This window comes from Rhodococcus sp. NPDC003318 (genome assembly GCF_042879035.1).
GTDB lineage: Bacteria > Actinomycetota > Actinomycetes > Mycobacteriales > Mycobacteriaceae > Rhodococcus_G.
The window spans coordinates 42,755-68,260 of record NZ_JBIAOU010000024.1 but is presented as its reverse complement, the minus strand read 5'-3'; the positions used below and the strand labels follow the sequence as shown (position 1 = coordinate 68,260).

General features: G+C 66.5%; 25 protein-coding genes. 16 read left to right on the top strand and 9 right to left on the bottom strand.

Annotation, left to right across the window (positions count from 1 at the left end):
• Positions 1-191 precede the first annotated feature (191 nt).
• The 8 genes from ACFYVR_RS24205 to ACFYVR_RS24170 all read left to right on the top strand — a co-directional run bounded on the left by ACFYVR_RS24205 (position 192) and on the right by ACFYVR_RS24170 (position 8,461).
• A complete protein-coding gene (locus ACFYVR_RS24205; protein ID WP_387478047.1) occupies positions 192-1,028 on the top strand; it encodes an enoyl-CoA hydratase/isomerase family protein in 837 nt (278 codons plus the stop codon).
• 21 nt (positions 1,029-1,049) lie between these two features.
• Positions 1,050-2,669: an ABC transporter substrate-binding protein gene (locus ACFYVR_RS24200; protein ID WP_387478044.1), complete on the top strand. Its 1,620-nt coding sequence runs from the start codon at positions 1,050-1,052 to the stop codon at positions 2,667-2,669.
• A gap of 273 nt (positions 2,670-2,942) precedes the next feature.
• Positions 2,943-3,974 carry an ABC transporter ATP-binding protein gene (locus tag ACFYVR_RS24195; protein ID WP_387478042.1) on the top strand — a complete coding sequence of 344 codons (1,032 nt, stop codon included), beginning with the start codon at positions 2,943-2,945 and terminating at the stop codon, positions 3,972-3,974.
• Complete coding sequence (locus ACFYVR_RS24190; RefSeq protein ID WP_387478040.1) at positions 3,971-4,798, top strand: ABC transporter ATP-binding protein; 828 nt, start codon at positions 3,971-3,973, stop codon at positions 4,796-4,798. Before ACFYVR_RS24195 ends, ACFYVR_RS24190 begins: the two co-directional genes overlap by 4 nt.
• Positions 4,795-5,739, top strand: coding sequence for an ABC transporter permease (locus ACFYVR_RS24185; protein WP_387478038.1), 945 nt, complete (start codon positions 4,795-4,797; stop codon positions 5,737-5,739). The genes ACFYVR_RS24190 and ACFYVR_RS24185 overlap by 4 nt, the downstream gene beginning before the upstream one ends.
• A 159-nt stretch (positions 5,740-5,898) precedes the next feature.
• Entirely contained in the window at positions 5,899-6,690 is a 792-nt protein-coding gene (locus ACFYVR_RS24180; RefSeq protein WP_387478036.1) for an ABC transporter permease, read from the top strand.
• 28 nt (positions 6,691-6,718) lie between these two features.
• Positions 6,719-7,573 (top strand): sugar phosphate isomerase/epimerase family protein, encoded by an 855-nt coding sequence (locus tag ACFYVR_RS24175; protein WP_387478034.1) that lies wholly within the window; start codon positions 6,719-6,721, stop codon positions 7,571-7,573.
• Positions 7,574-7,627: 54 nt separating this feature from the next.
• Positions 7,628-8,461: a sugar phosphate isomerase/epimerase family protein gene (locus ACFYVR_RS24170; protein ID WP_387478031.1), complete on the top strand. Its 834-nt coding sequence runs from the start codon at positions 7,628-7,630 to the stop codon at positions 8,459-8,461.
• Positions 8,462-8,609: 148 nt separating this feature from the next.
• Here the strand turns inward: ACFYVR_RS24170 and ACFYVR_RS24165 are convergent, their stop codons facing one another.
• Both ACFYVR_RS24165 and ACFYVR_RS24160 read right to left on the bottom strand, forming a co-directional pair.
• Positions 8,610-10,115, bottom strand: coding sequence for an ABC transporter substrate-binding protein (locus ACFYVR_RS24165; protein ID WP_387478028.1), 1,506 nt, complete (start codon positions 10,113-10,115; stop codon positions 8,610-8,612).
• A gap of 150 nt (positions 10,116-10,265) precedes the next feature.
• On the bottom strand, positions 10,266-11,207 hold the full coding sequence (locus ACFYVR_RS24160; protein ID WP_387478025.1) for an LLM class flavin-dependent oxidoreductase: 942 nt from the start codon (positions 11,205-11,207) through the stop codon (positions 10,266-10,268).
• Between the two features lie 290 nt (positions 11,208-11,497).
• Here ACFYVR_RS24160 and ACFYVR_RS24155 point away from each other — a divergent pair, with 290 nt between their 5' ends.
• Positions 11,498-11,686, top strand: coding sequence for a ferredoxin (locus ACFYVR_RS24155; protein ID WP_387478023.1), 189 nt, complete (start codon positions 11,498-11,500; stop codon positions 11,684-11,686).
• A 31-nt stretch (positions 11,687-11,717) separates the two neighbouring features.
• Positions 11,718-12,917, top strand: a complete 1,200-nt coding sequence (locus ACFYVR_RS24150; protein ID WP_387478021.1) for a cytochrome P450 — start codon at positions 11,718-11,720, stop codon at positions 12,915-12,917.
• Between the two features lies 1 nt (position 12,918).
• Here the strand turns inward: ACFYVR_RS24150 and ACFYVR_RS24145 are convergent, their stop codons facing one another.
• Positions 12,919-13,581 carry a TetR/AcrR family transcriptional regulator gene (locus ACFYVR_RS24145; RefSeq protein ID WP_387478019.1) on the bottom strand — a complete coding sequence of 221 codons (663 nt, stop codon included), beginning with the start codon at positions 13,579-13,581 and terminating at the stop codon, positions 12,919-12,921.
• Positions 13,582-13,805: 224 nt separating this feature from the next.
• Between ACFYVR_RS24145 and ACFYVR_RS24140 the strand changes: the two genes are divergently transcribed.
• Positions 13,806-14,942, top strand: a complete 1,137-nt coding sequence (locus ACFYVR_RS24140) for a nonspecific lipid-transfer protein (protein ID WP_387478017.1) — start codon at positions 13,806-13,808, stop codon at positions 14,940-14,942.
• Entirely contained in the window at positions 14,939-15,373 is a 435-nt protein-coding gene (locus tag ACFYVR_RS24135; protein WP_387478015.1) for a Zn-ribbon domain-containing OB-fold protein, read from the top strand. The genes ACFYVR_RS24140 and ACFYVR_RS24135 overlap by 4 nt, the downstream gene beginning before the upstream one ends.
• Positions 15,374-15,421: 48 nt before the next feature.
• Here ACFYVR_RS24135 and ACFYVR_RS24130 read toward each other — a convergent pair whose 3' ends face one another.
• Both ACFYVR_RS24130 and ACFYVR_RS24125 read right to left on the bottom strand, forming a co-directional pair.
• Positions 15,422-15,586 carry a hypothetical protein gene (locus ACFYVR_RS24130; protein WP_387478012.1) on the bottom strand — a complete coding sequence of 55 codons (165 nt, stop codon included), beginning with the start codon at positions 15,584-15,586 and terminating at the stop codon, positions 15,422-15,424.
• Positions 15,587-15,631: 45 nt separating this feature from the next.
• A complete protein-coding gene (locus ACFYVR_RS24125; protein WP_387478009.1) occupies positions 15,632-16,309 on the bottom strand; it encodes a phosphodiesterase in 678 nt (225 codons plus the stop codon).
• Positions 16,310-16,721: 412 nt separating this feature from the next.
• Here ACFYVR_RS24125 and ACFYVR_RS24120 point away from each other — a divergent pair, with 412 nt between their 5' ends.
• A complete protein-coding gene (locus ACFYVR_RS24120; protein ID WP_387478006.1) occupies positions 16,722-17,051 on the top strand; it encodes a hypothetical protein in 330 nt (109 codons plus the stop codon).
• A 20-nt stretch (positions 17,052-17,071) separates the two neighbouring features.
• On the opposite strand, the gene ACFYVR_RS24115 is transcribed toward ACFYVR_RS24120, so the two are convergent.
• Together ACFYVR_RS24115 and ACFYVR_RS24110 are read right to left on the bottom strand one after the other, a co-directional pair.
• A complete protein-coding gene (locus ACFYVR_RS24115; RefSeq protein WP_387478004.1) occupies positions 17,072-17,878 on the bottom strand; it encodes an ABC transporter ATP-binding protein in 807 nt (268 codons plus the stop codon).
• Positions 17,875-18,012: a hypothetical protein gene (locus ACFYVR_RS24110; RefSeq protein ID WP_387478001.1), complete on the bottom strand. Its 138-nt coding sequence runs from the start codon at positions 18,010-18,012 to the stop codon at positions 17,875-17,877. Before ACFYVR_RS24110 ends, ACFYVR_RS24115 begins: the two co-directional genes overlap by 4 nt.
• Positions 18,013-18,175: 163 nt before the next feature.
• Here ACFYVR_RS24110 and ACFYVR_RS24105 point away from each other — a divergent pair, with 163 nt between their 5' ends.
• The 3 genes from ACFYVR_RS24105 (at position 18,176) to ACFYVR_RS24095 (ending at position 22,844) form a co-directional block, all read left to right on the top strand.
• Complete coding sequence (locus ACFYVR_RS24105; protein WP_387477998.1) at positions 18,176-19,849, top strand: cutinase family protein; 1,674 nt, start codon at positions 18,176-18,178, stop codon at positions 19,847-19,849.
• A gap of 149 nt (positions 19,850-19,998) precedes the next feature.
• On the top strand, positions 19,999-21,594 hold the full coding sequence (locus ACFYVR_RS24100; protein WP_387477995.1) for an FUSC family protein: 1,596 nt from the start codon (positions 19,999-20,001) through the stop codon (positions 21,592-21,594).
• Between the two features lie 287 nt (positions 21,595-21,881).
• The gene (locus ACFYVR_RS24095; RefSeq protein WP_387477993.1) at positions 21,882-22,844 is read left to right on the top strand and encodes an IclR family transcriptional regulator; all 963 of its coding nucleotides are present in this window, start codon (positions 21,882-21,884) and stop codon (positions 22,842-22,844) included.
• 119 nt (positions 22,845-22,963) lie between these two features.
• Here the strand turns inward: ACFYVR_RS24095 and ACFYVR_RS24090 are convergent, their stop codons facing one another.
• Together ACFYVR_RS24090 and ACFYVR_RS24085 are read right to left on the bottom strand one after the other, a co-directional pair.
• Positions 22,964-23,668 carry a PaaI family thioesterase gene (locus ACFYVR_RS24090; RefSeq protein ID WP_387477990.1) on the bottom strand — a complete coding sequence of 235 codons (705 nt, stop codon included), beginning with the start codon at positions 23,666-23,668 and terminating at the stop codon, positions 22,964-22,966.
• 213 nt (positions 23,669-23,881) lie between these two features.
• Positions 23,882-25,336 carry an MFS transporter gene (locus ACFYVR_RS24085; protein ID WP_387477987.1) on the bottom strand — a complete coding sequence of 485 codons (1,455 nt, stop codon included), beginning with the start codon at positions 25,334-25,336 and terminating at the stop codon, positions 23,882-23,884.
• Positions 25,337-25,506: the final 170 nt, after the last annotated feature.

Here is a 25,506-nt window from a genome sequence, read left to right as displayed (position 1 = left end):
AGGTCCAGGACGCCATGATCGACGTCCCCGACGACGAAGTCGAGAAAATGGTCGAAACCAACGCCCGCGCCCTCCTCAACTTCCCCCGCAACTGAGCCGGACACTCGGGGCGCAACTGTTCGGTGATCGCGAAATTCGCATCACGGCAACAAGTCCCGCAATCCGTTCGGACCGAGATTTCGGAGAACCCCATGACAGAAACGACGTCGGCAGCGCAACCCACTCACCTGAATGCTCCGCCGCCATCGGGTGACTACACCGGAACCCCCTACCTGCGACTGAGTCGCGAGGGGTCCTTCGCCCATCTGGTCGTCGATCGACCGGAAGCGCGCAATGCACTCACCAATGCGATGTACTTCGGAATTCGGTATGCGGTCAAGCGTGTCGATGCAGATCCGGAACTCAGTGGCATGGTCATCACGGGAGTCGGCGACGTCTTCATTCCCGGCGGCGACCTGGGTCGGCGAACGCCCGACAGTTGGATGGACTTCTCGTTGGTCGACGTGCTCCCGTTCGACACGTTGCGCACCAGCGTGAAGCCGGTGGTGGCCGCCATCAACGGCATCTGCCAGGGCGGTGGCCTGATGATCGCGATGTGCTCGGACATCTCCGTGGCCGCGGAGAGTGCGACCTTCCGCGTTCCGGAGTTGTTCCGGGGGATCGCCGATCTGTACTACGCCCAGATGCTTCCCCGCATGGTCGGTCCGGTCCGGGCCAAGGACCTGATGCTGACCGGTCGGGTGCTCACCGCACGGGAGGCGGTGGAGTGGGGCCTCATTTCTCGCGTCGTTCCGGATGAGGAGCTCATGAGTACGGCCACCTCGGTGCTCACCGACGCCGCGTCGACGGCGCCCGACGCTCGGTTGCAGGTCAAGCGGGTCCTGGACTCCTACATCGGCTTGCAGGACCGGATCGGTTTTGCCGCGAGTCTGCGTGGCCCCGAGTTCGTCGAAGGGTGGAAGGCGTTCTCGGAGCGACGCGCGCCCAACTGGGTTCCAGAGGACCTGCGGCGCCCCGGCCGTCTCTGATCGTCCAATGTCCAACTCCGCTTGACGATTACGGAAGTGGTGTCACGCTTGATCACACGTTCAGTCCTTCTCAAGGGTGCCGCGATTGCCGCCGCGGCACTCGTACTGTCGTCCTGTGCTGGCGGTGGTACCGGCGGTGGGTCCCAGGCTGCGAGCGGATCGGTCGGTGCTCCGGTCTCCGATGCGGATCCGAACGGCACCCTTCGCGCCGCCTCGACGGTGCCTACTCCCGCGCTCAATCCACACAAGATGCCATCGGCGCCCGCCGCGTACGCATATCTCGCTCCGGTATACGACCGGCTCACCCAGATGATCGACACCGACGGCACGCTCGAACTCGCTCCCATGGTGGCGACGAAGTGGGAGTTCTCGCCAGACGGCAGGAGAGTCGTCTTCACGCTGCGTGAGGGAATCACCTTCTCCGACGGCGCTGCCCTCGATGCGGCGGCGGTGAAGGCCACCCTTGACCATGCCATCAAGACCCCGGGATCGACTGTCGCATCGACGTTTTCGATGATCGAATCAGTCGAGGTGGTTGATCCGACTCATCTCGCGATCGTTGCGAAGCGCCCCGCCGCGGATCTGCCCTACGTCCTCGCGGGCGTGGAGGCGTCCTTGATCAGCCCGAATGCGCTGGACAACCCCGACCTCGACGTCAAGCCGGTCGGCTCGGGGCCCTATGTGGCGACCTCCGTCCGCATCGGCGACTCGGCGACATACGAACGGCGCGAAGGATACTGGGATCCCGCAGCCCAGATGGCGAAGACCATCACGATCATCGGAATCGTCGACGACAATGCACGATTGAACGCGCTGCGGTCCGGTCAGGTCGACCTGATGCTCTCCAAGATCGGCCAGTACAAGCAGGCATCGACGCTCGGCTCCGGATTCGGGTACTTCAGCTATCCCTCGAACCAGCTGTACGCCGTACAGATGAACACGTCCAGTCCCGAACTGTCCGACGCGCGGGTACGACAGGCGCTGAACTTCGCGGTTGATCGTGACGGGATCAACACATCCCTGCTCAACAATCAGTGCACTCCCGCCAACCAGCCGATTCGGGACGGGCTGGACGGACATCTGGCGACGCCTCCGGTCGACTACACCTACAACCCCGACAAGGCGCGCAGCCTGCTCGCGGAGGCGGGCGTCAACAACCTTGCCTTCACGGCGCTCGTCGGTGCGGGACTGTCTCCCCAGGACGACATCGCTGCTGCCTTGAAGGCTCAGTTCGCGGCCATCGGTGTCACGATGAACGTCAAGCCGGTCGATCTGGTCGAGATGACAGCGCAGTTTGCCGCGAAGGCTGAACCTGCGGTGGTGAATCTCCGGGTCGGTGATCCCACGCCCGCGCAGTACCTGAACCGCAACTACACCGTTCCGCGCCTCTTCCCCGGAACCGTGCCGCCCGAGTTCACCCAGGCGCTGGCCCCGGCGTTCGCTCCTGCAGCCTCGGACGACGAGCGAACCACCGCGCTGGAGGCGGCATCCGCTGTTGCCGTCGAGAATGCCTTCGACGTCTTCATCTGTTCGGTCGGAACGAATTACGCGTTCTCGGACAAGGTGATCGGAGCGTCCGACATGGGTGTCTCGCACTACACCGGTGTGTTGGATCTACGCTACGTGGGTATCGCGAAGTGATCCATTCGAACGGCTCAGCGATTCCACACAGCCGGGCCGCCGAAAGGTAAGCCCACTCCGTCGCACCCCGACGGAGACGCCTCACCCCGGTCCGACTCATGTCGGGCCGGGGTTGTCTCGCATCAGACCCTCAGCTCATCTATTACCAAGTGTTAATAGGCATAGAAGTTGGCCGATTTCTGGAGTATGGTGTGACACACATCATCTCGATGCCCCTCCGTCCGGACCGCGCCCGTCGCCGCTTCGTCCGTGACCGGCCCGAGGAGAACCTCCATGTCAACAGCTGCTCCGTTGTCCGTGCCCGAAAGGGTCGATGACGACATTCTCAGGATCGACAACCTCTCCGTCGAGTTCCACACCGACCATGGATGGACCCGTGTGGTCGACGAAGTGTCGCTGCGCGTGCCGCCCGGTGTCACGGTGGGACTCGTCGGGGAGTCCGGCTCCGGCAAGACAGTCACGTCGCTGGCCGCGATGGGACTGTTGCCGCCGCGAGGTTCCCGGGTGAGTGGGTCGATTCGTATCGCCGGACGAGAGATCGTCGGACTGCCCGAGTCGCAGATGTCGAACATCCGGGGTGTCGACGTGTCGATGGTCTTCCAGGAACCGCGGCGCAGCCTCTCGCCTTCCTTCACCGTCGGTGACCAGATCGCGGAAGTCGTTCGTCGGCACCAGGGTTCGTCGAAGAGGGAATCGTTCGCCCGGGCGATCGAGATGCTCGACGCGGTCGGTATTCCCGATGCCCGCAATCGTGCGAAGGCGTACCCGCACGAGTTCTCGGGCGGAATGTGTCAGCGCGTGATGCTGGCGATCGCGATGGTGTGTCGTCCGAAGCTGCTGATCGCAGACGAGCCCACGACGGCGCTGGACGTGACGGTGCAGCGAGAGATGCTGCGGCTGATGAAGGATCTGCAGCACGAGTACGACGTTTCGATTCTCTTCATCACCCATGATCTCGGTGTCGTCGCGGAGATGTGCGACCAGGTGACGGTGATGTACGCCGGGCAGGTTGTCGAGTCGACCTTGATCGACGACCTGTTCGAGGACCCGCGACATCCCTACTCCGAGGGGCTTCTCGCCGCCATCCCGGACGCCCGCACGAAGGGAGCCCGTCTGTCGTCGATCCCGGGCGCGGTGCCGGCGCCGTGGGACTGGCCGCAGACGTGTCGGTTCCAGGCACGGTGTGAACACGCGAAGGTCGGTCGGTGCGATGTCGAGCCGATCGTTCTCGGCGGGGTCGGCGGTGGACGGGCAGTGCGCTGTGTGCGCGACGGCGAACTGAGTCTGAAGGGACTGGCAGGATGAGCCCCTTGTTGGAGGTCACAGGTCTGCGCAAGTCGTTCCCGGCCAAGCGCAACCTGTTCGGGCGGGTCACCGAGCGAACCGTGGTGTCCAACGATGTCAGTTTCACCGTCGGACGCGGTGAAACCCTCGGCATCGTAGGAGAATCGGGCGCGGGCAAGTCGACGATCGGGCGGCAGGTCCTTCGCCTCATCGAGCCCGACGCGGGCACGATCCTGTTCGACGGGCAGGATGTCCGAAAGCTGAAGGGCAAGGAGCTCCTGACCTTCCGGCGGCGGGCCCAGATGATCTTCCAGGATCCCTTCAGCTCCCTGGACCCGCACATGACGATCCGCAACGCGGTCGGTGAGCCGCTGTCGATCCACTTCGGGTTGTCGGGGGAGGAGCGCGACCGCCGTGTCGTCGAGATCCTCCAGCGCGTCGGCATGCGCGAGGATCAGTTGGACAAGTACCCGCGGGAGTTCTCCGGAGGCCAGCTGCAGCGGATCGCGATCGCCCGAGCGCTCACCCTCGACCCGGATTTCATCGTCTGCGACGAACCTGTTGCCGCCCTGGATGTCTCGATCCAGGCTCAGGTTCTCAACCTGCTGCTGGATCTGCAGGAGGAGCGGGGTCTGGCGTACATCTTCATCTCGCACGATCTGTCCCTCGTCCGGTTTCTCGCACACCGGGTCGTGGTGATGTACCGCGGTGAGGTCGTCGAAACGGGAACCGCGGAAGAGCTGTTCGACAACCCCCAACACGCGTACACCAAATCGCTGGTCTCGGCAGTGCCGGACCCGAGGGCCCGGCGCCGCCGCCGCGCCGTCCCCGCGCAGGAGGCATGATGGTCACTCTGCTCGCCAAGCGACTGCTGTCGGCGATCCCCTTGTTGCTGATCCTGAGCTTCTTCGTCTACATGCTGGTGGACCTCATGCCCGGGGACGCCGCGACCAGCCTCGCCGGTGACAACGCCAGCGCCCAGGAGATCGAAGCGCTACGGCAGCAGCTCGGTCTCGACCAGCCGCTGATCGTCCGGTATCTCGAGTGGCTCGGCAACATCCTGACCGGTGATTTCGGCACGTCGCTGTACAGTTCGCAGTCCGTCACACAGATCCTCACCGACCGACTTCCCATCACCCTGTCACTCACCGTCGTGACGATGGCGATCGTCATCCTGCTCGGCCTACCGATCGGCATCATCGCGGCGATGCGCGCCAACTCACCGCTCGATCGGGCGCTCACGGCGGTCTCTGCGGTGGCGATGGCGATTCCGCCGTTCATCATCGGTCTGGTCCTGGTGATCGCGCTGGCCATCTCGGCGCCGGTCTTCCCCGCAACGGGATACGCACCCCTCGCCGACGGATTCGGCGTGTGGCTTCAGCATCTGATCCTCCCGGCCCTCGCGATCGCCGCGATCTCCACAGCAGAGGTGGCGCGGCAGACCCGCGCCGCAATGGTCGACACCCTCGGCAAGGACTTCATCCGGACCACGCGGGCGAAGGGATTGCGCACGAAGCAGATCGTGGGCAAGCATGCGCTCAAGGTGGCCGGTGCGCCGATCGCGACGGTGCTCGGTCTGCAGGTCAGTAGGGTGCTCGCCGGCGCAGTGACGGTCGAGTTCGTTTTCGCGCTTCCGGGACTCGGGACGCTGGCCGTGAATTCGGTCTTCAGTAAGGACATTCCGGTGATCCTCGGCATCGTGATGGTGATGGCGATCGCGATCGTGCTCATCAACCTGATCGTCGACATTGCCTACGGGTACTTCAATCCACGGGTCCGGGTCTGATCCGGTCGCCGCAGAAAGGCACGCTTCATGAGTGAGATCAGTGCGCCCTCGGAATCCGACGGCCCGGTGGTCCGCACACGCCACTCGTTCGGCGGCCGTGTGGTTCACACTCTCCGTACGTCTCGACCGCTTCGGCTGCTTCGTCGCAACGCGCTGGCCATGCTCTCGCTGGTATTTCTCCTGCTGGTTCTGTTCATGGCGATCTTCGGGAGCTCGATCGCGCCGTACGACCCGAATGCCCAGGATCTGAGCAACAGCTTGGCCGGCATGTCGGGCAGTCATTGGCTGGGCACCGACGTCTACGGCCGAGATGTGATGAGTCGGCTGCTCGCGTCCGCGAGTGTGACACTGCTCGCGGTCGTCCAGGCGGTGGGCGTCGCCGCGCTCATCGGCATCCCCACCGGCCTGTTCGCGGGATTCGTCGGTGGTTGGTCCGGTGGCGCGCTCAGCCGCATCTCGGATGCTCTGCAATCGCTTCCCCCGCTCATCCTCGCGGTCGCGATCATCGGTATCTTCGGACCGGGCCTGACGAACGCGATGGTCGCCATCGGCCTCGTCATGGCGCCGGCCCTGTACCGGCTGGCCCGGGGTGCCGCGGAGTCGGTGGCGACGGAGACGTACATCGAGGCAGCCCGGGCCCTCGGGTGCAGCAAGCGCCGATTGTTGTGGAACCACGTGCTGCCCAACGCGTCGTCGCCGTTGCTCGTCCAGCTGTCGTTCGCCGCGGGCCTCGCGATCGTCGCCGAAGCGAGTCTGAGCTTCCTCGGTCTCGGAGTGCAACCGCCGCAGACGTCGTGGGGTTCGATGGTGCGCGAGGCCTTCGACAACGTCTACACTGCGCCGGGACTGATCGTCGCGCCTGCTGTGATGATCGTGCTGACCGTGCTTGCCTTCTCGACGTTCGGCGATGGTCTGCGCGATGCACTCGAAGGGGCCGAAGGTGCCACATGAGATTGGCTGATCTGCCGAAAGGACATTCATGACCGAACTCGGTGTGGAATATCAAACCGTGCTGGGCCTTCCGCCGGTCGAGTTCGTCCAGGTGGCGGCGGATCTCGGATGCCGTCACATCTCGATGAAGGTGGCCGGTGGTGGTGGACCGGACAACCCTTACGGATACCCGGCCTACTCCCTGCTCGAAGATGTTCCTCTGCGTCGGCGTTTCATCTCGGCGCTACAGGATCACGACGTCTCGATCTCGCTGGGTGAGGGCTTTGTCGTACGACCCGGCCACGACCTCCGGGACGCAGGTGCGGACCTGGACGTGATGGCCGAGCTCGGGGCTACCCGGGTCAACGCCGTGGCCGTCGACCCCGACCTGCCGCGTAGCTTCGACCAGCTGGCCTTGTTCGCGGAGATGGCCGCCGGCCGAGGCATGGCCACGACGACGGAGTTCGCGAAGTCGCTCACCGTGTCCGATCTGCCGACGGCTCTGCAGGCTGTCGGGCACGTCAACCGCCCGGACTTCACCCTCCTCGTCGACACGATGCACGCCTTCCGCTCCGGCCATGGCCCGGGGGAGCTGGTGATGCTCGACGACGAATGGGTCGGCTACATCCGGCTCAGCGACAACACGCTCGCGCAGCGCAACCCCGCCTACCGAGACGACTCGATCGACCGTCGCGTGCCCGGCGAGGGCGAGCTGCCGCTGGTTGAGATCCTCGCAGCACTACCAGCCCTCCCTGTGATCGGCGTCGAAGCGCCGATGCGGTCTTTGGCAGTGGCGGGCACGCCGGCGCGGGAGTGCGCCCGGCTCGCCGTCTCCGGTGCGCGGAGTGTCCTCGATGCCGCCGCCGAACTCCGGCGTGTGAGAGCCCGCGGCTGCCACACGTGACACCCGAGCCCCGTTCCGTGAACCGGCAAGTCCCGTGATCACAGGCGGAACAACGTGAACCTCGAGCTGGCCGCCGACCGGACACACCCGCGAGTGTCCGTCAGCGGACTGTGCTTTCCGACGTTGTCGGCCGTCGACGTGATCGAGGTGGTCGGCGGACTCGGCGTCTCGAAGACATCGCTGACGTCGGCGAAGGTCCGAGAGGTCGGTGCCGACGCGGTCGCCGCGGCGAGCCGCAAGCACGGCGTCGACGTGGTCACGACGACAGCTCTCCTTCGCTTCGACCTGACGCCCGGCGCCGACATCGAGGACCAGGTTCTCCAGGCACGCGCGGACATCGACCAGGCCGCCGCGGTCGGCGCCGGCACCATCTACACCCTGACCGGCCGCCGCGTCTTCGCCGATTGGGACGAGAACGCCGCTGCGTACGCCGAGATCACGGCGGATCTCGTCGAGTACGCCGCAGGCAAGGGTATCGCCGTGGCGCTGGAACCGACCAACTGGCTCTACGCCGACCTCAACTTCGTGCACAGTTTCCACGACGCGCTCCTGCTGGGCAGGCGTACGGGAATGGGCGTGTGCCTGGACGTCTTCCACGTCTGGACCGAGGCCGAGCTGCGCGACGAGATCCGCGAGAACATCGAACTCGTCTCGCACGTCCAGCTCAGCGACATGACCCCGGGCATGCGGTCGCTGCCCTGCCGCGCCGTCACCGGCGCCGGCGACGTCCCGGTCCGACAGGTCGTGGAGTGGCTGCTGGCCGCCGGGTACACGGGAACCTTCGACCTGGAACTCAGCGGCCCGAGCATCGACGAGCGCGGACACCGGGAGGCCGCTGCGGAATCCGTCGCGTGGCTCGGTCGTCTGCTCACCGAGCTGGGCGTGTGACCGCTCCCGGCTTCCTGTCGAGGTGTCCTCGACAGGAAGCCGGTGCTCGGGGGTCTGGTCACTCGGTGAGTGAGAACCGCAGCAGGTTGGACTCACGCAGTTCGAAGCCGACCTTGCGGTACGGGTGATTTCGCGGCGACCCGCCGGATCAGTTGAGCCACGCCCGCTCCCACTCGAACGCGGCGCCTGCGGCGGTGCCGGTCGCGGCGATTCCCTGGACCTTCTGATCCGCGTAGATGTAGCCCGACATGTTTCGCCAGATCAGGAACGGAGCGTCCTTCGAGATCTCGCCGTTGGCGACCTCGTAGGCCTTGGCGACCTCGTCGGGTTCCCCGGACTTGCGGGTGATCTCGAGGGCCTCGTCGACCTTCGGGTTCGAGTAGTTCATGGCGTTGAGTGATCCACCCGTGTGGAAGAGGTCGTACAGCAGGTCCTCGTCGACGGACAGGTTGCTGGTGACCACGATCTGGAACTCGTGCTGCCTCTTCCGCTTGAGCATGGTTGTGTTGTCGACAGGCTCGAGCGCGACGGTCAATCCGTTGATCTTCTGAATCTGCGCCTGGAGCAGTTGGGAAGTCTGCTCCATCTGCGGGAAGCCCGCGTACGTCAGCAGGGAGATGGTTTCACCGGTCCTGCCCGTCCTCTTCAGATAGCTGTCGAAGAGTCGCTGCGCTTCCGAGAGATCCGTCGTCGGGAGGGTGCCGAGCGAGTCGTCGTCGGTCGGGAGGAACGTCTTCACCGTTTCCTCGCTCGGGGTCACGGCCTTGTTGATCTGGGTCCCGTCGATGGCGTGCTGGATGGCTTTGCGAAGATCCGGGTCCGCGATGGCCGGATCGGCGTAGTTGAACATCACTCCGCTACCGCCGACCAACGGGGTTTCGTAGATGTCGTAGCCGCCCTCGGCCTCCACGGTGGCGGTGTCCTCCGCGGAGAACGACGTGTCGACATCGATCTCGCCGCTGCGCAGGGCATTGAGTCGTTGCTCGTCGGAGTTGATCGGCTTGGTGATCAGACCGTCGAGGTAGGGCAGGCCCTCCTCGAAGTAGTTGGGGTTGCGGGTGAGCTCCATCTGCGAGTTGCGGATCCACTGTGTGAGCACGAACGGGCCGGCTCCGACCGGCTTGTTCCCCACTTCCGCACCGGCAGCCTGGATCGCGGTCGGGGAGCCGATCGCGCCGAGGCCCTTGACCAGCTGCCACGGCAGTTGATAGTTCGGCGACTCCAAAGCCACGCTGACGGTGAGGGGATCGACCACCTGCCACGTCATGCCGGCGGTCACGCCTGCCGCAGGCGACAGCGTCTGGGGATTCTTGATCCGGTCCCAGTTGAACACCACGGCGGCTGCGTCGAACGGGGTCCCGTCGCTGAACGTGGTTCCCTCCCGCAGCTTCAGGGTCCAGTGCTGTCCGTCCTCGCTGTCGAACGACTGGGCCAGGTAGGGCACGAACTCGGCGGTCTCGCTGTCGTAGCGCATCAGGGTGCCGAAGATCGTCGAACACCGCGGGGGCGCAACCGTACTGCAGACGGCCGGGTCCATCGACGCGGTCTCTCCGGTCACGGCCCAGGACAGCGTGCCGCCGCTCTTCGGTTCGCCCGCAGGGTCGCCGGAGTCTCCGGACGAACCCGTGCAGCCCGCCAAGGTCACGCCTGTCACGAGGGCAGACGCAATCGTCGCCATGACACGTCGAGATCTCATTTCCTTGCTCCTGTGCTTCTCGAAATATCCAACTGGTGCATGAAGATGCCCCAGCTCCAGGGTCTCGTCGGTGTCGATCCCTGAAGTTGTGTTGCCCGCAGCGATGTCTCAGCTCGCGAGCATGGCTCGGATGATCGGCACGACCTCGCCGCCGATCGCCTCGATCTGTTCTGCCGCCCGGGCGGGTCCGACCGAGGGAAGGTGGACGCGGATGCTCAGTGCGGTGCTTCCACCGGCCCGCATCTCCTCGACGACCTGGGCCGCCAGTTGGTGCGGGTCGGGTGCGGACGCGACCCGCATCGCTTCGGTGCGCTTGCCGCCGTCGATCGAGGTGGTGTGTGCCTCTTCCCAACTGCGGATTGCCGATTCCGGTGGATCGCCCAGCCACACCCAACGCATCAGGACGCGTGGCCCCGTTCCGCCTGCCGCAATGTACTGTTCGTGGACCGCGGCGAGCTCTGCCGGGTCGTGAAGTGGAACCGACAGGCCGAACCCGAGTGTGGCAGCGCGGGCGACGGCTTGTGGTCCCTTGGCGGCCACCAACATCGGGATGCGTGCCGCGGCCGCTGCCTCCACGACACGATCACCGGTGAACCGCTCCGAGGGCCCGGACAGCTCGGCGGCGACGAAGTCGAGGGAGCTGCGGAAACGCGAGTTCCGGTCCGCGAAAGGGACTCCGCAGGCGTCGAAGTCGCGCTGGACGTACCCCGCGGCAAATCCTGCGGTGACTCGTCCGGGGTGGCGTGCGTGGAGCCAGGCCAGTTCCTGGACCACGACGCCGGGAGGGCGCAGTGGCAGCAGGAGAGGGAAGGCGCCCGCCCATCCGCGCGGCATCGCGTCGAGCATCCAGCCCGTCGCCTGGAGCGGATTCGGTAGGTACGTGGGATAGCCGGCGTGGTGCTCGCTCACGGTCACGCCGTCGAAGCCCGACCTGACGGCGAGGACCGCGTGATCGACGAATGTCGACACGATGTCATGTGGGGGGAGGAAGTCGTGGACGTAGTGACCGAGCGACACCGAACCGGGGGCGAAGGGTATGTCGGTCGTCATGCGGCTCTTGTCCTCGTTTCTGCGGAAGGTGACGAGAGGGGCGGTGCTCCAGATGAACTCGTATCCGTGGTCGGATGGCCGAATCGGTTCGGCCGCATGGTGAAACCCAATATATATGACTCAGGTCACATGGTATACCTCGTGTGATCAGTCGCCATGTCTGGCTCAGTTCCCGAGACGGTTGACCCGGTCATGTGGACCACCTACATTGGTGCTCATTCACCGAACACTGTTCTAGAGGTGAATTCGCCCACCGCGCCCTGCTTCTATGTGCCGAAAGGGAAGCGCCGATGAAAGCCCTCATCGACTTGAAGAAGTGTTCCGGTCACGCCCGTTGCTACCAGACCGATCCGGAACTGTTCGACATCGACGACAGCGGTTACGCGTTGCGGTCCGAGTTCGAGATCCCGGACGAGGCGCAGGGTCGCGCCCGTGAATCCGCCGCTGCCTGCCCCGAACGAGCAATCACCCTGCAGTGAAATGCCTGCCCTGAAACAGAAGGAGTGGAAGATGAGCACCACCGAGCCGAAAACGGGTGTGTGCCCCGTCAAGCACATCTCTCCCATCGAGATCAAGCCGATGGGGGAGTGGACGGCCCTCTACGACGGGCTCCGTGAGGAGGCCGCGGTTGTTCGGAGCGACTTCGGGCCGGGTTTCTTCGTCTTCACGCGACACGAGGACATCCTTGCGGCATACCAGGATTGGGAGACCTTCTCCACGGAGGCCGTCACCGTGCTGGATCCGAACCCGTCCTACCTGTGGATCCCGCACATGCTCAGCGGCAACGAGCACCTGCAGTGGCGGCGGCAACTCGGACCGACCTTCGCTCCGAAGACGGTGGACAAGCTCGAAAACAAGGTTCGGCAACGCGCAATCGAGATCATCGACTCGTTCGCAGAACGGGGCTCGTGCGATGTGATCAAGGACTTCTCCTACCGCTATCCGACCACCATCTTCCTCGAGTTGTTGGGGCTTCCCGTCGAAGACCTCGAGAAGTTCATGGCGTGGGAGGCTGACATCCTCCACGGTGCGGGGAACAACCCGGAGGAGATCCTTCGTCGGCGGTCGGCCGCGATGGCCGAGGTGATCCAATACTTCGAGAACGTGATCGTGGAGCGGCGCGGGAACCCTGCCGACGACCTCATCTCCAAGGCGCTCGAGTACGAGTTCGACGGACGACCGGTCACTGACGAAGAACTGAAGTCGTACTACTACTTCATGTTCCAAGCGGGACTGGACACGGTCGCCGCCGCGCTGGGGTACGCCTTCTACCACCTCGCCACCCACCAGGACGACCGTCAACGCGTCGTCGACGACACTGCGGTCATTCCCTCCGCGATCGAAGAGATCCTGCGGTTCTATTCGTTCATCATCCCGTCACGCAAGGTGACCAGGGACGTCGAGGTGGCCGGCTGCCCCATCCCGGCCGGTTCGATGGTGCAGTTGCCGCTCAAGGCCTCCACTCGCGACGAGGCAGCGTTCGAGGGCGCCGAGACCTTCAGGATCGACCGGAAGCCGAACAACCACCTCGGTTTCGGTGCCGGTCCGCATCGCTGCCTCGGCTCGCATCTCGCGCGATTCGAACTGCGAATTGCGCTGGAGGAATGGCACAGGCGCATTCCGACCTACCGACTCGCCGACGACGCAACCATCACCGAGTTCGGCCGTAGCTCGGGCCCGAGTGCCGTCCCGCTCGTCTGGGACGTGTAGCTCAGATCCGCAGGCCCATCGGAGAGGACGGTGAGCCGAGGCGGTCGACCGCCGCCACGATGTGTATGGCTGCGGTGATGGCGGTCTCCGCCTCGGCATCGTCGGAGCACTGCATGATCTCCACGAGGGACTCCGACACCGCGGACACGATCAACTTGTTCACGATTCTGTCGGTGGGGGTGTCGGGGCTGCGGAACATCGTGGAGTTCTCCGCGATCCAGGAGTACTCGTCTCTGCGTCGAGTTTCGGCGAACTGGGCCGGAAGGCCCCCGAAGAAGAATGCCCGGGCGGTCTCTCGTTCCTTCCACATGAAGGTGAAGTAGGCTCGGGCACCCCGGTCGAAGAGTTCGCTCTCGTCCGTGACGCCCCCGCTTCGAGCGGATCTCACTGCGCTACGAGCAGATTCCTGGGCCGCGGCGACCGCATCGTTGAGGGTGCCACGCAACTCGCTCCACAATTCCTCGAACAGTGCGTTCTTGCTGTCGAAGTGGTGGTAGAACGTGCCGACGCTGACTTCGGCGGCGGCGACGATGTCGGCGACACCTGTCTTCTCGTAGCCGTGCACCGCGAAGATCTTCGCTGCCGCGTCGAGCAACTGGCGTCGCGTCGCCCTGGTCTTCTCCTGGCGACTGGTCCGCACGCTGACGGTTCCCTTCGTTCCCACTGTGCCACCTCTGTACTACATAGTTGACTACGTTAATTTGATCACATAACCTGTGGGCAACTCACCGAACTTGATTCTAGACGGCGGTTTGGTGAATTTGGCAGTGGTGGGCGACGTCGGAGACTTCGCTGTCTGTCTCCCACGATTTCGAACCATGTGCAGCCTCTTCGTCGGTGTGGAAACGAAGTCGTGGCCGCCGGACGATGCACGACGAGGAGCAGGACGTGAGCACAGCAATAGTGGGAATCGGTAGGACCGAGTACACCAGGAACTCCGGCCGCACCACCCTCGCCATGGCGGCCGAGGCCTCCCGCCTGGCTCTCGCGGACGCGGGGCTGCCCGCTTCCCGAGTGCGGGGCATCATCGACTTCCAGTTCGCGGATTCCACCGGACCTCTCGAGGTGGCTCGTGCGCTCGGCATCAGCGAACTCCCTTGGTACGTGGACATGTCCGCGGGTGGTCAGGCCGTCGCGACGATGGTGCGAACGGCGTCCGCGGCCGTCGAGTCCGGGCTCGCCGACGTCGTGATCATGTACCGGTCGCTCAACGGGCGCTCCGGCTACCGATTCGGCACCGCGAGCTCCGACCGCCGGTACACGGGACCGGCGCAGTTCACTGCTCCCCACGGCTACATCGTGCCGCCGGAGTGGCTGGCGATGTGGACCCGACGCCACATGCACACCTACGGGACCAGGGCCGAGGACCTCGGTGCCATCGCGGTGACCCAGCGCGCCCACGCCGTGCCGAACACCCATGCCATCGCCCGCGACCCGCTCACTCTCGACCAGTACCTCGACAGCAGGGTGGTGTTCGACCCCTTCCGGCTCTACGACTGCACGTTCGAGGTCGACGGCGCCGTGGCCATCGTCATCGCCTCAGAGGAGGTCGCGGCGGACACGGCGAAGGCACCCGTGTGGATCCGGGGCTCGATCGATGCGCACGGCACCACGGGCTGGGACCAGTGGCCCGACATGACCGAGATGTACAGCGCGAAGGCCGGCCCCCGGTTGTGGAACGAGACCGGGCTGCGTCCGGAAGACATCGACGTCGCCTGCATGTACGACTGCTTCACCTACACGGTCCTGGCAACACTCGAAGGTTACGGCTTCTGCAAGCCCGGAGAGGTCGGTGACTTCTTCCGGGACGGCCGCGCGACCTACGGGGGAGACGTTGTCGTCAATCCGCACGGCGGGTTGCTGTCCGAGGGGTACATCCACGGGCTGAATCACCATTACGAGGCGGCGCTGCAGTTGCGGGGTGAAGCCGGCGTCCGCCAGGTCGAGAATGCGCGGACCGCGCTGGCCACCGCCGGGGCGGGACCCTTCGGCGGCGCCGTGATCTACGGGAAGGACAAGCCATGAGTGCGACGACGTCGGTGGCCGCGAGCGAGGCGCGGCGACCGCAACCCACACCCGACCCCGACTCGCAAGGGTTCTGGGACGCCACCGCATCCGGTGAGCTGCGCATCTGTCGTTGCCGGGAATGTCGGACGTGGATGCACCCGCCCCAGGAAGTGTGCCCGCAGTGCGCGAATGAGGTGTCCTTCGAGCCGGTGCCCGGAACCGGCATCGTCTACAGCTTCATCATCGTCCGGCATCCGGCCGTCGAGGGTTTCGAAGTGCCCTACGTCATCGCCGTCACCGAGCTCGACGGGACCGACGGGATACGCTTGTCCACCCGACTCGTCGACGTCGACCCGGAGCGGGTGTGGATCGGAATGCCCGTGCGCGTCCGGATCGTCGATCACCCGGGCGGGGACTTCCGCGTACCAGTCTTCGCCCCGGCCGAGTGAGCATCGCGATCCGCTGATTCGGTGGGTGATGCTCGGGCTACGGACGGCTCAGGTGGCTCCTTCCCGAGTCGGGTCGGGGTCGTCGTCGAACATCGCTTCGATGCGTGCCTTGATCTCGGCGGTACTGATCCCGGTTCCCGCGGCCGGGAGGTGCGGTGCTGACGTCGACTGCGGTTCCGGTGCCGTCGGCGCCGGGTCGGTCGATGTGTTCATCTGTCTCGTAATGCCTTTCGCTGCCCGGTGATCGTGTGGTGACGGTCAGGCCCGGGTGTCCCACGGCGGTGTCGGCGCTTCGGTGTCACGGCCGGCGCGGCCCGCTCCGTACGCCGCCCGACGCGCGTCGGCGACCCACTCGGGCCACATGTCCACGCCGTCGGGACGGTTGAGCACCGGGTCGAACGACGGCTGCAAGTCGTCCGGTACGTCGGTGGGGAGATCGAGCGACAGACGGCCGGCCGGTTTCGCCGGACCACGGGCGCGGGCCAGCGAGAGCGTGAAGTGAGGCGCATCGCCGTCGGCGAGTGCCGCCAGGGAACCGGTTCCGGGCTGCCCGGCCTCCGGCTCGGCGAGCATCCAGGTGAGGGCCTCGGTGTCGCGCGTCCGGAAGGCGGTCACGCTGCTGTAGCGGGCGCGAGACCAGCTCAGCGCCGGCCACAGGATGATGCGGGACTGGGCCGTCACCAGCAGAAGGTCCCAGGGGCCTCCGGCCAGGTGCAGCCGCACCGCGAGTCCGAGAAAGTCGGGCAACGGCCCGGGCAGTCCGAGCCCCTTGGACAGTCGGGCGGTGACCGGTATCCGGCCCTGGACCGGCCACCAGTGCGAACCGAGCTCCGCGTGGCCCTGTGCCGTCACGCCGTGGGCGTGGAACACCCGGGCGTGGCGAATCGCGGACGCGAGCGCGAACGGTGGACGCAGGAGCGTGTCGAGTTGTTTCATGTGGATGCGGTACCCGAACGGCGGCGCGTTCAATCGGTCGGCGCGCTCGATCGCTGGCCGCGTTCGACTTGTGGCACGGCGCATCCCGGTCGATGACGAGGACGTGCGTCCGGTTTCAGCGCCACGCCGCTCACGTCAGTTACTGCACAGTAATTTCGATCATCGGTTAGTATCGCGTTTGCGTCGTCCGCACCCCCGACGCGTGCGACGCCGTTCCGCCGGGCACTTCGTGTGTCCGGCGGGACTTCTTTCTGGTGCGCAGAGCGGCTTTCGGGGGCCCCGCGTGCCAACGAGATCCGCGGCTCACCGGAATCGTTCTGCCCCGGCCGGCCTTCGGATGGCGGCCGAGTTCGCAGAATGCCTCAGCGGTAATGATTCAGCAAATGCGTGGTTTGTCTGATTGGATCGAATCATGACAACCAATCCGCAGGCGGGATGCCGTGCCGACCTCGTCGCCGGGCGCGGATCGACCTCCGTGCGGGTGATCGTCGCCGTCGCGCTCGTCTGCCTGCTGTCCGGGGTGATCCTGCTGCTCGCCGGTATCCGGGCGGACGGTGTCGACTGTGGCAGTCCGGTGGCGTCGACCGCGAAGGCCTCCGGTTCCGTCCGCTCGGGAGCCTGCGAGGAGGCACTGGACACGCGCCGGGCACTCGCGTGGGCAGCGCTGGGTGCGAGCGCAGCGTTCGCCGTCGTGGGCGTGGGTCTGTCGGTCGGGCGGGGGAGGGCCACCGGCGACAGCTGATGACCCGCCCGGTCCGGGCCCTACTCGGGCCGGGCCGCGCTGGTCGCCGACCACCGTCCCCGGTGGCGGTCGATCCGGATCGGATGGTCGAATGCCTTCGAGACCACGTCCGACGTCAGGGTGCTCGCGGCCGGACCGGCGGCGAGCACCTTCCCCTCGGCGAGGACCATCGCGTGGCTCGTGGTGGTCGGAAGTTCCTCGAGGTGGTGGGTGACGAGCACCGTGGCCAGGTCCGGCTGCAGCACCCGCAGATCGGCGACGACGTGGAGCAGGATCTCGCGGGCCGCCAGATCGAGGCCGGTGGTCGGTTCGTCGAGCAGCAGCAGGTGCGGCTCGGTGATCAGTGCGCGAGCGATCAGCGTCCGACCTCGTTCGCCCTGGGACAGCACCTCCCACACGCTGTTCGCCTTCGAGGTCAGTCCCAACGCGTCGAGCAGTTCGTCGGCGCGGTCCGATTCGGCGTCGGTGGGGGACCAGTGCCGCGGCAGGGCGGACGCGGCGTGCAGCCCGGTCAGCACCACCTCGCGGATCGTCAGGTACGGCTCGATCCGCGAGCGCGGGTCGACGTGCCCGATCGTGGTGCGCAGCCACCGCATGTCGACCCGGCCGAGTCGATGTCCGAGTACGTGGACGGTTCCCCGGGTCGGATGCAGACGCGCACCGCAGAGGGCGAGCAGCGTCGACTTCCCGGCGCCGTTGGGTCCGAGCAGTGCCCACTGCTGCCCGGCGTGGACGTCGAGGCTGATGCCGTCGAGGAGGGCGCGCCCCTGGCGGACGACGGTGACGTCGTCGACGGACAACACGGGACCGGCGTGTGCTGTGGTCACTGCAGCTTCTCCAGGTTTCGGGCGATGTCCAGCAGGTGGGCGCGGGCGAGCTGCCTGACGGCCTCGCAGAGGGCGGAACGGCTGGTACCGAGGGTGGCCGACAGTCGGCGGGGTGTCGATTCCGTGGTCCGCACGCTACTACTTGTCAGACAAGTGGTCAACGGACGAATTAGGCCGGGGTTGTGGGTATTGTCTGTAACGCCGGGACTCGCAGACCCGACAACCCCCATGACGTGGCGCGACCGCACGGCACGCGTTGTCCGCACGTCGCCTGAGAGTGACGGATTGGGAGCGGACATGACACTTCGCGGCTTCATCACACGGCATCGGCTCATCTCGGCGGTCGCGGCACCGACCGCGCTCGGCGTCGCCGCCGTCGCGACGGCCTGGGTGGCGTTCGCCCCACCACAGTCGTCCGTCGAGACCGAGCTCACCGCGTCGACGACGGAATGCCACGACATGGTGACGGTGTCGATCGCCGGCCGCACCGACACCCCGCCCGACACCGTGCCCCGGCTCGTCGACGCCGACGGCAACGCGCTGCCCGCTGCTCTGTCGGACGACTACAGCAGCCACTGGGTGGACCCGGTGGCCAACGCTCCCGCCGCCGTCAACACGGTCAAGCCCGGGTCGTACGCGAACCTCTACATCGCCTACCCCGCGAACATGGACAGCTACGAGGACGCCGTCGCCGCCGGGGTGGAGAACACCCAGCAGGTGATGGAGGAGATCCGCGTCTCCTGCCCCAACACCCGGTTCTCGATCGTCGGCTACAGCGAAGGCGCCGACGTCGCCCGCCGCGTGGCGATGAACATCGGTCACCAGGACGGATCCGACGGCTACGAGATCGTCGACCCCACGAACGTCGTCGGTGTGGTGATCTTCGCCGACGCCGGCCGCGCCGTCGACCAGGGTCCGTTCCCGGGCGCGCAGAATCCGTACAGCAACCCCGACGGCTTCGACACCCAGTACCAGACCGGGGAGAACGCGGCCGGCGGTGCGGGCGCCGTCACCGGCACCGGCGGCGACGACTTCGGCGCCCTGGCCGGCAAGGTCGCGGCGTTCTGCTCGGACGGCGACCTCACCTGCGCGGCGCCCGACAACATCTCGCTGCTGCAACTGGCCGTCAACGTCGGTAGGCAGCTGAACATCGACTCGCTCGAGAAGGAAGGGTTGACGCCGGCGACGGGCATCGACGTCGCCACGGTCATCGGCCGCATCGCCTACGACGCGTTCGCAGTGATCCAGTCCGACCCGAACTGGATGCGCAGCAACCAGACGTTCCTCGACGTGCTGCTCCAGGTGTCCGATCCGGCGTACGACCCGAGCAAGGCCACCACGCCGCTGCCCGCCGAGGACGCCGCCGACTCCATCGACGCCGAGGACATGTCCCCGCTGGCGTACCTGCCGGAGAAGGTGTTCAACGAGATCGTCAACCTGATCGTGACGAACCAGAACACGATCCCGGTCGTGCTGAGCGACCCCTACCAGCTGACGCTCGGCCCCGACACGGGTCACCACTTCGACTACTGGAACGACGCGACCGACGGCCAACCGCTCACGTCCGCCGAGTACGCGGCGCAGTGGCTGACTCAGCTCGCGGAGGACGCACGGGACGGCAAGCCGCTCGTCACGCCGACCCCGACTGCGACCGTCGCCCCGACCACCGCCGCCGCGCCCACCACGACGGCCACGACCTCCTCGCCTGCGGCGAAGGTCGCCGCGGTCGCGCCCAGCGGCACGACCAGCCCGGCTCCGGTCGCCCCGGCCCAGCAGAGCGTGTCGGCATCGGCGGCCCCCACCACGTCACCCGCCGCCGCGGCCACCACCGTGCCGGCCGAGACGAGCGTCGAGAAGCCCGCGACCACCCAGCCCGCGACCACCCAGCCCGCGACCACCCAGCCCGCGACCACCCAGGACGCGACGACGCCGGTGGTCACGACGACGCCCGCCGCCCAGGCCGCGGGATAGAGTCCCGGCGAGTCGAGGCCCATCCGCACTGCGCGGGTGGGCCTCGATCATGTCGTACCGGTCGAATTGACCGATTCGTCCGTGACCTGTGCCTCATCGCCGCACGTGGGTTCCGTGCCGGGACGGGCCCGTTCGTAGCCTGAACGGTTGTGTCGAGCAACGGGACGAGCACTCACGCACAGACCCTGCCGATCCCCGCCCCCGCGGCGCCGTGGACGGCTCTGCTGTCGGTACCGCGCAGCGGGCGCCGCTGGCCGGGTGTCGTACGCGCCGCCGTGACGGTCGCCCTGCCCGGACTGCTCGGCCTCGCGTGCGGGGCGGGATCGGCCGCCGCCGTTGCCACGCTCGGCGCCTTCGCTGTGGTTTACGGGGAGGGCAAACCGTATCGGGTGCGCTGGTGGACGGTGGCGTTCGTCGGCGCCGCGCTCGTCGCGCTGGCCGGTACCGGGGCCACCGTCGGATCGACCGTGCACCGGGCGCTGGACGCGGGCGGGTCCGGGTGGTGGCCGATGCTGCTGGTGCTCGTGATGACGGTCGTGGTCGCGGTGGCCGCGTTCGTCGTCGACGCCCTCCGGCTCGGTGCGCCCGGGTCGTTCCTGCTGCTGCTGTCGGTGGTGATCTCGTCCACGTTGCCCACGGCCGGGATTCCCGTCCCCAGCGTCGTGGCGTGGACGGCGATCGGGGCGGTCTGGGCGCTGGTGGTGGCGATGTCCGGTGTGGTGCTCCGTCCGCGGACCGCCGAACGGGCGCAGGTCGCCGCGGCGCTGGCAGCCGTCGACGCCGTCCTGGAACAGAACTCGCCGGCCCACCGCCGAGAAGCCGTCCGGTCGTTGCACTCCGCGTGGCAGTGCCTTCACGACGCCCGCCTGGTCGAGTCGGACCACCCGCTGACCCGGACACTGCGGGCGGCGCATGTGCGGTGCGCCGCGGTGCTGCACGGCGTCCCGCACGAGTCGGCTGCGTCCGAGGACGACCTGCGGGCGCAGATCCCGTTGCGCAGACCGTCGATCCGGCACCGCCTCGCGCTGGCCGCGCATCCCCGGGGCCGAACCGCGACCGTGGTGGCGCGGTTGGTCGTCGCCTGCCTCGTGGCCGGCTCGACCGCGGTGCTGTTCGGGGTGGGCCGCCCGGACTGGGCCGTGATCACCACCGCGATGATCCTGCACCAGGGCCCCGACCGGGTGCTCGGCACCTATCGGGCCGTGCACCGGTTCGTCGGCACGCTGCTCGGCCTCGTGCTGCTCGTGGCCCTGTCGCTGCTGGACCTGCACGGCGTGCTCCTGATCGTCGTGCTGGCGATGCTGATGGCCGGGATCGAGGCCTTCCTGGTCCGGCACTACGGGTTGGCGATAGCGGCACTGACCCCGCTCGCGATGATTCTCGGTGGCGCCGGTGACCCGGGCGACATCGCCGTCGTCTCGCGCGACCGGTTCCTCGAGACCGTCATCGGGGTGTCCGTCGCACTCGTCGTGATGTGGGGGGTGCTGCCTCGAGCCCACCGCCGCATCCTCGTCGACGCGGACCGTCAGGTCGCCGACACGATCGCGCGCATCACCGCCCCCGACGCCGGTGACGAGGGTCGAGCGGAACTCCGCCGTGACCTCGAGTTCGACCTGCACGCCTCCACGACCGCGGCGGTCACCGCCGCCCACACCGACCGCGAGTGGACGACGCGCCGCTGGGAGGAGCACCGCAGTCTCCACGAATGCGGCTACCGCGTCCTGACGTCACCGACCACCGGATGAGCGGGGCCGAGCGCCACCGCTGACCGAGGGCAATACCCGCTGACGGAGACGCGCGTGCCCTCGACGAGGCGTTCGTCGGGCGAAGCGACTGGAACCGCGTGGCTCGGCTCCCCGTCGTCCGGGGAGCGGGGCGTCTCGAGGGCTTGCTCATCGCGCGGCCGCGCAGATCGCGCAGTTCCAATGCCGCGTAGCGGTGGCGGGCCGAGCCGCACACGCCCTCCGCGAGCGCCACTTGACAGGCCGTCACCCTGGGTGTGATCCTGCCTACACGGATTCAAGTACACTTAATGAGACGCCTGCAGCAGGCTGAAGCGCTGTTCCTGCGCTTTATGCCTGAGGTATCTGAAACAAGTGGACTAAATGGAAGGTGGTGGGCGATGCCGTCGACACTGAACTTGGTTACCTCCGCAACCGAGATCGGCCTGACCGACGAGTCACTGGGGAGCGGACCCGCCGGCTCGATCACCGGCAGCCACACCACAACGAGAAGCAGCCGGCAGAACTCGGAACGAACCGTTTTCGGACGGATCGCGTCGATCATGGGGGCTTTCGACGGCAACCAACAGGTCCTCGGCCTGGGTGGCCTGAGTGAGCGCACCGGCCTCCCGAAGTCCACACTGCACCGGATGGCGGACCAACTCTGCCAGGTCGGATGGCTGGCACGCGACGCCGGCGGATATCGAGTCGGCATGCGCATGTTCGAATTGGGAAGCCTGGCCATCGCGGAAAACCGACTCTACGAAGTGGCATTGCCGCACCTGGTGGCGCTCGCAGCCAAGACTGGAATGTCAGCACACCTCGGAGTCCTCGACCAGGGTGAGGTCGTGCATCTCGGTAAGGTCACTGCCGGGTCGAGTCGCCTCACGGCGCATCGAGGAAGTCGTCTTCCGGCCTACTGCACTGCACTCGGAAAGGCCATGGCGGCTTACGACGACGACGCCCTCCGTACGATCCTGGCCTCGCCGATGCCACGCAGAACTGCGAACACGATCACCGAGCCATTCGCCCTTCGCTCCGAACTCGGTCAGATTCGCAAGACCGGTGTTGCATACGACCGCGGTGAGCTGCACGAGGAACTCTGTTGTGTCGCGGCTCCGATCGGAAGGCCCGGCGAGACACTCGGCGCGATCTCGCTCACCGGTGTATCGGGTCGAACCCGCTGGGGTGTCGCCGCGGAGGCAGTGGTGAGCACGGCCTCCGCCATAGCCAACGCGAACTACCGCAACACTCGGGTTGATGCGTGGATGTGATGTCGTGTCGCCGTGTAGCCCGACTGTCCCTCGGAGTGCCAACGCAAAGTAGCGAGGGCGGGTCGTAATCCGCCCTCGCTACCAGGCCGCAGTCACTGTGCCGGCGAACCTTTCAAGGCTCAGGGCTGACCGGGATTGAGGATGACGAACAATCCTTCCGCCTCTGCGCACACCACGTCGCCGTCGCGCAGTTCGGCGCGAACGATCCGCTTCCGCCCCTCCTCCCTGACGAACCATCCGTGCACAGTGAGTTCTGTGCCGACGGGGGTGACAGATCGGAAGTCGGTGTGCAGGTAGGCGGTTCGGGACTGTGTCCGGTCCGCCGAGTTCGCCAACCGGCCCAGGACCTCGTCGAAGAACAGTGGTATTGCGCCACCGTGCACTGCTCCGTTGCCGCCCAGGAAGTAGCGGCCGAATCGGACCGTCCCCCATACGTTGTCGCGGTCGGCATTCTTGACGACGAAGGCCGGCGACATCGTCTGACCTCGCCCGTGCTGATCCCGCAGATGGCCGAACACCTGATCACGTTCCGGAACGGCCATCGGTGCGAGCTGGTGACCCCAACGCTCCAGATCGGCACGCAGCGCGGCCAGGGTTTCGGTGTCCGGCCGGGCAGCAGTGACGTAGTCCAGGAAATCGCGCAGTCTGGCAACCATGTCGCCGTAGGCGCTGTACTGCTCGTCGCCTGGCGTCACCGGCCTCGCCCAGGTGTCTGCGACCGGACCGTCATCCAGTGCGGGCATGTTGACACCGAGCTTCGCATCACCGTCGCGAGCCATAGTGCTCGTCTCACCGGAATTCCGTTCGGACTGCTGAACTGTCATCACCTGCTCCATTTCCAACGTGGCCACCCGCCCGGGACAAGATGCTGTCGTTCAACCGAAGTGCTGCCCGAGTGAAGCCGCGCGACAAGCAGCCTTCCTCCTGGTCTGGAACCCCGAGTTCGACTCGACGCGCGAGCACCAGCACTCCGTGCTGATCCACCTCGGGAATGATTCTCGGACCGTCCGAGATGGGATCAAGGTCGACTGTCGGGTTCATTCCGATCTGCCGGAACTCGACGACACCTCATCGACTGCGCCCGCGTTCGTTTCCGGAGCATCGACCGAGAACTCCTCGATGGTCTCTCCGCGCCGCTCACGGAGAACCGTGACACCGACGACGAGGGCGACGACACACAGCGCAGCCGAGATCCACAGCCACTTGGTGATGCCCTGGTCCTGATAGAAGATGCCGCCCTCAGGGGCCGGGACCATGTACGGAGCGAGCACGGCGAACATCACGACCGGGAGAATCGACGAGGCACCCGTTGTGCACAGCTGCACGGTGCCGGCCGTCGACCCCTGATCGCCGGCGGGCGTAGCACGCATCACCAGGTTCGGGACCGCGGCGGTGGACACGCCACCGGCGAGACCGAGCAGGAGGCTACCGACCATCACCGTGGCGAAGGTGTCGTGCGCCAACGCAAACGACACCAACGACGCCGCGAACAGCGCCAGCCCCAGAGACAGGAAGATCCGAGGGTTACGCCCCCGCGCCAGCAGGACACCGATCACGACGCCACCGAGGACGGTCGCGAGCTGCTTCGGGGTGGCGATGCTCGAAAACTCCAGGGTGTTCAACCCGAGACCGTAGGTGACTCCGTTGTCCCGCGAGGTCATTGCAAGCAGGGGGACCAGCTGGTAGGTCGCAGCCGAGACCGAATAGCACACCGCGCCGGCGAAGGCCACGAAGACGAGGGACTTACGGCGGAAGAGCGAGAGTTTGATGATGGGCTCCTCCGCTGTGCGTGCGCGCCGCACGAACACGAAACCCAGGACTATGCCGACGAGCAGCAGCGGTGAGGCCGCGACCCAGCCCCAGGTCCGGCCCATGCTGACGTAGAGCAGCACTGGGACTACGGCTGCGACCAGAATCAGGCCACCGACGATGTCCGGCTTTGCCTCGCGGCGATTGTCCGACTCGGGCAGGGTCACGAAGATTGCCAGGCACAGGCCCAGGGTCCAGACCGCATCGAACAGGAACATCCCGCGGAAACCCCAGTTTTCGAGCAGCCAGCCGATGACCGTCGGTGCGGCGATGGTGAAGGCGCCCATGCCGGTCACGGTGATACTCGCCGCAAAGGCGGCCTGCTTCGGTGGGTAGATGTCGCGGATGAAGGACGGGATCAACGAGAGAGTGGCAAGGATGGGGCCCTGGAGGATGCGACCGATCAGCAGGACCGCGAAGCTCGGAGCCACGGCACAGACGAGGGCACCGACTCCGGACACCGCCATGGTGGCCAACAGCACCCGCCGCTTGCCGTAGAGGTCGGCGGCCTTACCGAGGATCGGCGCGCACACCGCACCGACGAGGAAGTAGACGGTCATCAACCAACCGCCCTGCGTCGTCGGAAACTCCTTCAGAATGTTGGGCAGACCGATCGAGACCATGCTGTTGCCCAGCGACAGCGCTTCGAGCACTGCCGACATGAGAACCATTCCGACAATCATTCGGGCGGTCCAACCCTGGGTCAGTCCCGGTACCTCGCCCGACTTCGGTGTGGGTAGTGGCATCAGTCTTCCTCCTGGGGACGGGGGCGAGTGCATGTGGCCGGCTCGCCGGTTGTTCGCGCTCGGGCGAGGCGCCGGGCGGTATTGCGAGGAAAGGTCGATGGCCCGGG